Source organism: Enterobacter sp. 296B2, from assembly GCF_034106185.1.
GTDB classification, from domain to species: Bacteria; Pseudomonadota; Gammaproteobacteria; order Enterobacterales; family Enterobacteriaceae; genus Enterobacter; species Enterobacter cloacae_N.
In genome coordinates this window covers 1-9,910 of the sequence record NZ_JAWNCA010000057.1, presented here as the reverse complement: position 1 = coordinate 9,910, position 9,910 = coordinate 1, and the positions used below count along the sequence as shown (strand labels likewise).

7 protein-coding genes and 1 rRNA gene are annotated in these 9,910 nt (G+C 52.6%); 1 reads left to right on the top strand and 7 read right to left on the bottom strand.

Annotation, left to right across the window (positions count from 1 at the left end; all coding sequences use genetic code 11):
- Window positions 1-113 (top strand): 5S ribosomal RNA (gene rrf / locus URZ40_RS22755); the annotation flags it as partial.
- Window positions 114-219: 106 nt separating this feature from the next.
- Here rrf and URZ40_RS22750 read toward each other — a convergent pair.
- The 7 genes from URZ40_RS22750 to URZ40_RS22720 form a co-directional block, all read right to left on the bottom strand.
- Window positions 220-978, bottom strand: a complete 759-nt coding sequence (locus URZ40_RS22750; RefSeq protein WP_320721223.1) for an amino acid ABC transporter ATP-binding protein — start codon at window positions 976-978, stop codon at window positions 220-222.
- Window positions 979-985: 7 nt separating this feature from the next.
- Window positions 986-2,089, bottom strand: a complete 1,104-nt coding sequence (locus tag URZ40_RS22745) for an amino acid ABC transporter permease (protein WP_316379829.1) — start codon at window positions 2,087-2,089, stop codon at window positions 986-988.
- Between the two features lie 9 nt (window positions 2,090-2,098).
- On the bottom strand, window positions 2,099-3,280 hold the full coding sequence (locus tag URZ40_RS22740; protein WP_116343553.1) for an amino acid ABC transporter permease: 1,182 nt from the start codon (window positions 3,278-3,280) through the stop codon (window positions 2,099-2,101).
- Window positions 3,281-3,347: 67 nt separating this feature from the next.
- On the bottom strand, window positions 3,348-4,373 hold the full coding sequence (locus tag URZ40_RS22735; RefSeq protein ID WP_116343552.1) for an amino acid ABC transporter substrate-binding protein: 1,026 nt from the start codon (window positions 4,371-4,373) through the stop codon (window positions 3,348-3,350).
- A gap of 472 nt (window positions 4,374-4,845) precedes the next feature.
- Window positions 4,846-5,067: a lipoprotein gene (locus tag URZ40_RS22730; RefSeq protein WP_008502867.1), complete on the bottom strand. Its 222-nt coding sequence runs from the start codon at window positions 5,065-5,067 to the stop codon at window positions 4,846-4,848.
- Between the two features lie 303 nt (window positions 5,068-5,370).
- Window positions 5,371-8,484, bottom strand: coding sequence for an efflux RND transporter permease subunit (locus URZ40_RS22725; protein WP_320721222.1), 3,114 nt, complete (start codon window positions 8,482-8,484; stop codon window positions 5,371-5,373).
- Between the two features lie 11 nt (window positions 8,485-8,495).
- Window positions 8,496-9,635, bottom strand: a complete 1,140-nt coding sequence (locus tag URZ40_RS22720; protein ID WP_320721220.1) for an efflux RND transporter periplasmic adaptor subunit — start codon at window positions 9,633-9,635, stop codon at window positions 8,496-8,498.
- Window positions 9,636-9,910 lie beyond the last annotated feature (275 nt).

Sequence of the window (9,910 nt, the reverse complement as noted above, 5' to 3'; positions counted from 1 at the left end):
GGCGGCTTTAGCGCGGTGGTCCCACCTGACCCCATGCCGAACTCAGAAGTGAAACGCCGTAGCGCCGATGGTAGTGTGGGGTCTCCCCATGTGAGAGTAGGGAACTGCCAGACATCAAATAAGTGAAAAGGCCATCCGAAAGGATGGCCTTTTTGCGTTTATGCCCAGAAAAAACGGTAGGCCGGGTAAGGCGAAGCCGCCACCCGGCAGAGCAAACGGCTAATGAATCACCTGCGACAGGAATGCTCGCGTACGTTCTGACTTCGGATGCACAAAGAACTCATCCGGCGGCGCCTGCTCAACAATCTCTCCGCGGTCCATAAAGATCACCCGGTCAGCTACCGTTCTGGCAAAACCCATCTCATGCGTTACGCACAACATCGTCATACCGGATTGCGCCAGCCCAATCATGGTATCCAGTACCTCTTTCACCATTTCGGGATCCAGCGCAGATGTCGGTTCGTCAAACAACATAATTTTGGGTTTCATGCACAGCGAACGGGCGATAGCCACACGCTGCTGTTGCCCGCCCGAGATCTGGCCGGGAAACTTATTGGCATGCTCCGCGATACGAACGCGTTCCAGGTAGTGCATCGCCAGCGCTTCCGCTTCCTGTTTCGGCATTTTTCGGACCCAAATAGGCGCAAGCGTACAGTTCTGCAGAACGGTCAGGTGTGGAAAAAGATTAAAGTGCTGGAATACCATACCCACTTCCTGGCGTACGCGTTCGATATTGCGGATATCTTCATTCAGCTCGATGCCATCAACCACAATGCGTCCTTGCTGATGTTCTTCAAGATGGTTAATACAGCGAATGGTTGTGGATTTACCTGAACCGGAAGGGCCGCAAAGGACGATGCGTTCGCCTTGCTTTACCTGAAGATTAATGTCTTTCAGGACATGAAACTGTCCATACCATTTATTCACATTTTCCAGCGTAATCATCGCGTCGGCGGGTGTCATAGTTATTTGGCTCATAATTTCCTCAGTGCGGTGTACGCCCGGTGTTAAAGCGCTTTTCCAGATGCTGGCTGTAGCGCGACATGCTAAAACAAAAGATCCAGTAGATCAGAGCGGCAAAGACATATCCTTCGGTGGACATGCCCAGCCAGACAGGGTCAACGGTTGCCTGTTGAACGCTGCTAAAGAGATCGAACAATCCGATGATGATCACCAGGCTGGTATCTTTAAAGAGAGCAATGATCGTATTGACCAGCCCAGGGATAACCAGCTTGAGCGCTTGCGGAAGGATCACCAGCCCCTGCGTCTTCCAGTAACCGAGCGCCAGCGATTCCGCCGCTTCGTACTGGCCTTTGGGCAACGCCTGCAGGCCACCGCGTACAACTTCAGCGACATAGGCGGACTGGAAGAGAATCACCCCGACCAGGGCACGGATCAGTTTGTCTATCGTTGTACCCTCTGCCATAAACAGCGGCAGCATGACCGACGACATAAACAGTACGGTGATGAGCGGTACTCCGCGCCAGAACTCAATGAAGATAACGGAGAGCACGCGAACGACCGGCATTTTTGAACGGCGTCCCAGGGCCAGTAAAATCCCCCACGGTAGCGCGCCGGCTATCCCCACTGAAGCGATAATCAATGTCAACGTCAGACCGCCCCACTGGCGTGTTTCAACGCGTTCCAGCCCCAGGAAACCGCCATACATCAGCACCCAGACAATAATCGGATAAACCACTGCCCAGACGGCAATATAGCGTCCACGATGAGGTAGCTTTTTCCAGAACATGACCGCGACAGAGAGCAGGCCGATAACCAGCGCCAGATTAATCCGCCAGCGCTGTTCATGGGGATACAATCCATACATGAACTGACCGAAACGTTCATGAATAAATACCCAGCAGGCACCGGCTTTTGTGCAGTCAGCTCGGGTTGAACCGACCCAGTTGGCCTGTAAAAACGCCCAGTTCAGCAGGGGAGGAATCAATTCCCACATGAGCCACAGGCAGACAATCGTCAGCAGGCTGTTGCTCCAGCTGGAGAACAGATTCTTGCGCGCCCAGAGAATGAAACGTCCACCTGTCGAGCTGGCAGGGCGCGAGGAGTGCGACAGTATCGCTTTTGTCATCATAGATCCTTAGCGCTCGACCAGTGCTATACGACGGTTATAAAGGTTCATCAGCAATGAAATCACCAGGCTGATGATCAAATAGACAGACATGGTGATGGCGATGGTTTCAATGGCTTGTCCGGTCTGGTTAAGCACGGTTCCGGCGAACAGAGACACCATATCCGGATAACCAATGGCAGCAGCCAGCGATGAGTTTTTGACAATGTTAAGATACTGGCTGGTCAGAGGCGGAATAATCACCCGTAGAGCCTGAGGAATAATGACCTGGCGAAGCGTCACGGTATTCGGCAAACCGAGTGAGCGTGCCGCCTCGTGCTGACCGTAAGGCACAGCCTGAATCCCGGAACGGATGATTTCCGCAATAAATGCGGAGGTATAAATCGAAAGCGCCAGCGTTAATGCGGCCAGTTCAGGAATTAATACCATCCCTCCCTGGAAGTTGAACCCGCGCAGATGGGGAATATCCCAGTGCAAGGCCGCACCAAAAAGCCAGTGAGCAACTAACGGTAAGCCAACAAGTAGCACAGCGCCAGTTGGCCATGTTTTACGAAGCTGCCCGGTTTTAATCTGGTGCTTACGGTTATAGCGAAACAGGCCGACAGAAATGGCGAGTGCAATAACAACGGCGACGATAAAGGCGTAAAGCCCTTCGGCTACCTGAGGAGAGGGGATGTATAACCCACGGTTACTGAGAAAAAACAGCTCAAACGCATCGACGGCCTGGCGGGGGCCAGGAAGGTTACGCAGCACCGCGAAATACCAAAAAAATATCTGCAGCAGCGGTGGGATGTTGCGGAATGTCTCAATATAAATGGTTGAAAGTTTCCGCAGGAGCCAGTTTTCAGAAAGGCGCGCCAGCCCAATAAAGAAGCCCAGGATGGAAGCGAAGACAATACACAGTGCGGATACCAGCAGCGTATTCAGTAAACCGACCACAAACACGCGTCCGTACGTGTCACCTTCCTGGTAGTCAATAAGGTGCTGAACAATCCCAAACCCTGCGCTGCGATCCAGAAACGCAAACCCGGAGGTGATACCGCGATTATTCAGGTTCGTGATGGTGTTATGGATGAGATACACGGCGATAAGAACAACCGCAACAATAGCAATAATCTGGAATAGCCAGGCGCGGACCGCGGGATGAGAAAAGGATAGCGATCCTTTTACGGCTGAGCGGCGATGGGACATAAAGAAACCTCAGTAACCATGACTCTGGAGTGGGCACTGCCCGAGCAGTGCCCGTTACAGCTATGACTTAACGTACTGGTGGCGCGTACTGAATACCGCCGTTATTCCAGAGATTGTTCTGGCCGCGTTTGATCTTCAGCGGGCTTTCCGATCCCACGTTACGCTCAAAGATCTCAGCATAGTTACCCACCTGTTTGATGATGTTGTAAGCCCACTTGTTATCCAGCTTCAGGTCCTTGCCGAAATCACCTTCTTTACCGAGCAGGTGCGCCATATCCGGGGTAGAAGGATTCGCCGCTTTCTCATCGACGTTTTTCGAGTTGATGCCCATCTCTTCTGCGTTCAGCATGGCAAACAGCGTCCAGCGAACAATGGAGAACCAGTCTTCATCGCCACGGCGTACAACGGGGCCGAGAGGTTCTTTGGAGATCACTTCAGGCAGGACAACCCACTCTGCCGGGTTGCTCAGCTTAATGCGTAAGGCATACAGCTGTGACTGGTCAGAGGCCAGCGTGTCGCATCGACCGGATTCCAGCGCTTTGGCTGACTCATCCGAGCGGTCGAAAGTCACAGGGGTGTATTTCATCTTATTTGCTTTGAAATAATCCGCGACGTTCAACTCGGTATCGGTGCCCGCCTGGATACACACGGTGGCGCCATCGAGCTCTTTGGCGCTTTTCAGGCCCGCTTTGTTGTGGGTCAGGAAGCCGATGCCGTCGTAATAGGTCACGCCGGTAAATGTCATCCCCATGCCTGCATCGCGGGAAGAGGTCCAGGTGGTATTACGGGAGAGCATGTCGACTTCACCGGACTGCAGCGCCGTAAAGCGTTCTTTCGCCGTCAGCGGGGTGTATTTTACTTTGCTGTCATCGCCAAAAACGGCGGCTGCAACGCCACGGCAGACATCCACATCGATACCGGTAAATTTGCCGTTCGCATCGGCATAAGAGAAGCCAGGCAAACCGTCACTGATACCGCATTGAACAAAACCTTTCTTTTTAACGGCATCCAGTGTCGTTCCCGCATGGGCTTGACCGGCTACGGCAAACAACATGCCTGCAGCGGCCAGGCTGGCTATCATCGTCTTTTTCATAATGCATCCTGTGTGGCGAAATTTATCGTTATAGAAGCGTTTTAAGCGCTTAACCTGTCTGTGGCGTTGGCCAACGTTTATAAAGCAAACGTAATGCCAGTTTTGCGTTCGACGAAATAAGAGACGAGTGAACGCTTAATGCTGAGTGTAGACAGGCTTAAATAAAACGAGCGCCCCGAAACGGTGCGAAATTACAACCTGTGCCACAAATCGGAGCAAAAGTTTTGAGTCGGGTCAGGAAAAAGAAGAGGTAGTTTCCAGGGTGAATATTGGCAGGGTATTCAATAATATTAATGTGTGAAAATCATCACGATAGAATAAGTAATTTGAATGAGTATGCGAAAAACTTGTGACTGACTTCAGTCTTGGATTAATTACGTGAATAAATACGGGGCTATTTTTTTACTTATTTGAAAATACTGCACCCATTAAAAGCAAAAGCGCGGCCAGAGCCGCGCTTTCTGAACAGATGTTACTTCGTCAGGGCAACAATACCCAACGTCAAACCTGCCACTGCGGCAGCACCGCCGGCGATAGCACCTGCTGTTTCCCAGTTATCCTGGGTGGTGCCTTTCATACAGGTATTGGTATGAACCAGTCGACCCTGGTCATCGTAAACCGGTACACATGGAGAGTCGTGCGCGCAACCAGCAAGCAGCGCAGCGAGAAGTGCAACGGAAATGAATCTTTTCATGATGTTACCTCAGTATTATTTCTCATTCGCTACAAAGCCAGGAGGGCTATTAACGAACTGGAGATTATTTTACCACCAGGGTAAGTCCCCGTTACACGAGGAATAATCTCAAATTATGTAGTTTGTAAAAATCATGGAGAAAAGTCGGGTTCAGGATGAATTCATGGAGAAATTATGAAGTGGCAAGATGGTGTTTTTACTTAATGCAAACTCATGCATTTTTAATAATCAACCCTCTAAAATCTAATCCATAGTTTATATTAAAAATAAAAAACGCACCAAAAGGTGCCTTTCAGAGATACATTACTCTTTATGGCTGGTGAAGCGTCGCCGGACCACCACAAAGAAGACGGGCACGAAGAAAATTGCCAGAAGCGTTGCGGAAAGCATGCCTCCCATCACGCCCGTACCGACGGCATTTTGCGCACCGCTCCCGGCCCCGGTACTGATCACCAGCGGCATGACGCCAAGGATAAAGGCCAGGGAGGTCATCAGGATCGGACGAAGGCGCATTCTTGAGGCTTCCAGGGTGGCTTCAACGATCCCTTTACCTTCTTTCTCCATCAGGTCTTTAGCAAATTCGACGATCAGGATGGCGTTTTTCGCCGATAGCCCAATCGTCGTCAGCAGGCCGACCTGGAAATAGACGTCATTGTTTAACCCGCGCAGCGACGCCGCGAAAAGGGCCCCGATGACGCCCAGCGGCACAACCAGCATAACGGAGAAGGGAATGGACCAGCTTTCATACAGCGCTGCCAGACACAGGAACACCACGATCAGTGAAATGGCGTACAGTGCAGGCGCCTGGTTACCGGAAAGGCGCTCCTGATAAGACATTCCCGTCCAGTCATAGCCGATGCCGGAAGGCAGTTTTGCCGCCAGGCTTTCCATCATCACCATGGCCTCACCGGTACTTTTTCCAGGGGCTGATTCACCGAGGATTTCCATGGACGGCATGCCGTTGTAGCGTTCCAGACGAGGAGAACCGTAAACCCAGTGAGCGCTGCTAAAGGATGAGAACGGCACCATTTCCCCATTCGCGCTGCGTACGTAGAGGTTGTTGATGTCCCCCGGCAGCATACGGAATTTCGCATCCGCCTGGACGTAAACTTTTTTCACGCGGCCATGATCGATAAAGTCATTCACATAGGTACCACCTAATGCCGTCGATATCGTCTGGTTGACGTCAGATATGCTAATACCCAGCGCCTGCGCTTTCTCCTGATCGACATCCAGCTTGAACTGCGGGGTATCCTCCAGACCGTTAGGACGCACGCGAACCAGCAGATCAGGGTGCTCTTTCACCATGCCAAGCAGCTGATTACGCGCCTGCGTCAGCTGGGTATGCCCCAGGTTTGCCTGATCGATAAGTTCAAAGTCGAAGCCCGTTGCGGTTCCCAGCTCGATAATAGCCGGCAGGTTAAACGGGAACACAAGGCCGTCTTTAATCTGGCTGAATGCTCTTGTTGCACGGCCGACGATTGCCTCAACGCTATTTTCTTCCCCCGAACGTTCTTCCCAGGGCTTCAGGCTGACGAAGGCAATACCGGAGTTCTGGCCCTGGCCGCTAAAGCTAAAGCCGTTCACCGTAAACACGGATTCAACGTTCGCCTTCTCTTTATTCAGGTAGTAGTCCTGAACCTGGTCGAGAACCTGCTGAGTCCGCGTCTGGGTCGCACCAGCCGGGAGTTGAACCATTGTCATAAACACCCCCTGATCCTCTTCGGGCAGGAAGGAGGTGGGTAAGCGCAGAAACAGCACCGCCATCCCACCAACAATTATGACGTACACCACCAGATAGCGACCGGTCTTACGCAAAATACCGCTCACGCTGTTACTGTAGTGCTCCACGCTCTTATCAAAGAGTGCATTAAACCAGCCAAAGAACCCCCCTTTTTTCTCATGATGATCGCCAGAGACGGGTTTAAGCAACGTTGCGCACAGTGCGGGCGTCAGGATCAGCGCAACCAGCACGGAGAGCGCCATGGCGGAAACGATAGTCAGTGAGAACTGGCGATAGATGGCTCCCGTCGAGCCGCCAAAAAAGGCCATCGGAACAAAGACCGCCGAGAGGACCATAGCGATCCCCACCAGCGCGCCCTGGATCTGCCCCATCGACTTCTGCGTGGCCTCTTTCGGTGGCAGCTTGTCCTCAACCATCACGCGCTCAACGTTCTCGACCACCACGATGGCGTCATCAACCAATAGCCCTATCGCCAGCACCATCCCGAACATCGTCAGGGTGTTGATAGAGAAACCGAACGCCGCCAGAACCGCGAAGGTACCCAGAAGAACCACCGGCACCGCGATAGTTGGGATGAGCGTCGCCCGCAGGTTTTGCAAGAACAAATACATGACCAGGAAGACCAGAACGATCGCTTCAAACAGGGTCTTCACCACTTCATGAATAGAAATTTTCACAAATGGGGTGGTGTCATAGGGGTAGACGACCTTAAGCCCCTGCGGGAAGAACTGTTGCAGTTGCGCCAGCTTGCTCTTGATGGCTGCCGCTGTATCCAGCGCGTTTGCCCCGGTTGCCAGCTTAATCCCCAGACCGGTGGCGGCCTGCCCGTTGATTTTGGTCACCATGTTGTAGTTTTCGCCACCCAGCTCAATGCGAGCGACATCCTTCAGGTGAACCATCGAGCCATCCTGATTTACCTTGAGCGTCACGCGGCCAAACTCCTCCGGTGATTTCAGGCGGGTTTGCGCGATGATGGAGGCATTCAGCTGCTGCCCGGGCACAGACGGCGTGCCGCCCAACTGGCCTGCCGCAATCTGGTCGTTCTGAGTTTTCAACTGGTTGATAATATCCAGCGGCGTCAGCTGGTATTTATTCATTGCATTGCTGTCGAGCCAGATGCGCATCGCATACTGGGCACCAAACAGCTGAACGTCGCCGACGCCCGTCGTTCGGCTGATGGCATCTTTGACGTTCGAGGCGACATAGTCGGAGATATCATCCTGAGTAAGGTTTTTGTTGTCCGAAACAAAACCGGCGACCAGCAGGAAGCTGCTGCTGGATTTCTCAACGCCAATCCCTTGCTGCTGTACCTCTTGCGGCAGCAGCGGCATGGCGAGCTGCAGCTTGTTCTGCACCTGCACCTGGGCGATGTCCGGATCCGTTCCTGATTCGAAGGTCAGCGTAATGGTGACGTTACCCGCTGAATCGCTGGTGGAAGACATATACATCAGGTTATCGATACCGTTCATGTTCTGTTCGATAACCTGGGTCACGGTATCCTGCACCGTCTGGGCGTCAGCGCCGGGGTAGGTTGCGGAAATCGCCACGGCAGGCGGGGCAATCGTTGGATACTGGGCGACGGGCAGTTTGAGAATAGCCAGGCCGCCAGCAATCATTAGAATGATGGAAAGCACCCAGGCGAAAACTGGCCTCTGAATAAAGAAATTAGCCATGTCGTCGTTCCTTAACCGGCGGGAGTCGTGGTGGTATCTGGCGTGGCGACGACGGTAGCGCCGGGTCTGACTTTTTGTAATCCGCTGACGATCACGCGGTCACCGTTTTTCAGCCCTTCCGTCACCAGCCAGCGATCGCCAATGGCCTGGGGCGCAACGATGGTACGTGATTCAACCTGGTTTTTATCGTTTACCACCAGCACGGTTGCGTCGCCTCGCGGCGTGCGGGTCACGCCCTGCTGCGGAACCAGAATGGCATCTGGCTGTGTTCCCTCATCTATACGGGCGCGAACAAACATCCCAGGTAACAGCATGTGTTGAGGATTCGGGAAAATGGCACGCAGCGTGATTGAGCCGGTGCTTTCATCCACCGTAACGTCGGAGAACTGCAGGGTGCCTTTCAGCGGATAGGGCTGGCCATTCTCCATCAGCAGCTCAACGCTGCTGGCCGTATCTCCTTTTTGCAGGCTCGTCTGCTTCAGTCGCATGAATTCATTGCTTGACTGGGTGACATCGACATAAATCGGATCGAGTTGCTGGACCGTTGCCAGCGCCGCGGCCTGTCCGTTCGTGACGAGCGCCCCTTCCGTTACGCTGGATTTACCGATGCGGCCATCGACAGGGGACGTCACTTTGGTATACGCAAGGTTGATACGTGCGCTTTCAACGCCCGCTTTTGCGGCGACGACGCTGGCATCTGCCTGCTGGGCGGTGGCCACGGCCTGGTCATACTCCTGTTTGCTGACGTACTGCGTCCCCACCAGAGGCAGATAACGTTTCACCGTCAGGTGTGCAATTTTGGCCGCCGCCTGCGCCTTTGCCAGCTCGCCTTTCGCGCTGTCGTAAGCCGCCTGATAGGTCGCAGGATCAATCTGATACAGTGAATCCCCTGCTTTTACATCGCTACCTTCCGTGAAGTTGCGACGCAGAATAATACCGCTAACCTGTGGACGAACCTCCGCAACGCGGAACGCATCGGTTCTGCCCGGTAGTTCAGTTGTGACAGCCAGCGGCGCGCTTTTCACGATATGGACGCTGACCTGAGGCGCCTGCGCATGTTGTTGATGATTTTCCTGGCCATCGCATCCAGTGAGCAGCACAGCGCAGACAATGAAACCGGCTAAGGGTAAACGTCTGAAATGATTCGTCATTACTGTTCCTTTAAATACCCATTAACCGATGTTTGCCGTAGATCGGTAGTTGGGGCAGAGGGAAAAAATAAAATGTAGCTGCGTATAATAATGAGGGTATTTAATGTTTTTTAATTTATAAGTGCGAATAACGAGGCCCTGGAGGAAAATCAGAATCAGTCCCGTAGAAAATACGGATAGACTTCTGCCCGGTAAATCAGATTAATAGAGCTTAATGGATAAAGTATTCATTTCATGAATTTGATTTTAAGAATGTATTTGCATTAATTATGGAT

Excerpts from the sequence above, each read along its gene's own strand:
- URZ40_RS22750 (WP_320721223.1), bottom strand. The coding sequence starts at position 978 with ATGAGCCAAATAACTATGACACCCGCCGACGCGATGATTACGCTGGAA.
- URZ40_RS22745 (WP_316379829.1), bottom strand. The coding sequence starts at position 2,089 with ATGACAAAAGCGATACTGTCGCACTCCTCGCGCCCTGCCAGCTCGACA.
- URZ40_RS22740 (WP_116343553.1), bottom strand. The coding sequence starts at position 3,280 with ATGTCCCATCGCCGCTCAGCCGTAAAAGGATCGCTATCCTTTTCTCAT.
- URZ40_RS22725 (WP_320721222.1), bottom strand. The coding sequence starts at position 8,484 with ATGGCTAATTTCTTTATTCAGAGGCCAGTTTTCGCCTGGGTGCTTTCC.
- URZ40_RS22730 (WP_008502867.1), bottom strand. The coding sequence starts at position 5,067 with ATGAAAAGATTCATTTCCGTTGCACTTCTCGCTGCGCTGCTTGCTGGT.
- URZ40_RS22735 (WP_116343552.1), bottom strand. The coding sequence starts at position 4,373 with ATGAAAAAGACGATGATAGCCAGCCTGGCCGCTGCAGGCATGTTGTTT.
- URZ40_RS22720 (WP_320721220.1), bottom strand. The coding sequence starts at position 9,635 with ATGACGAATCATTTCAGACGTTTACCCTTAGCCGGTTTCATTGTCTGC.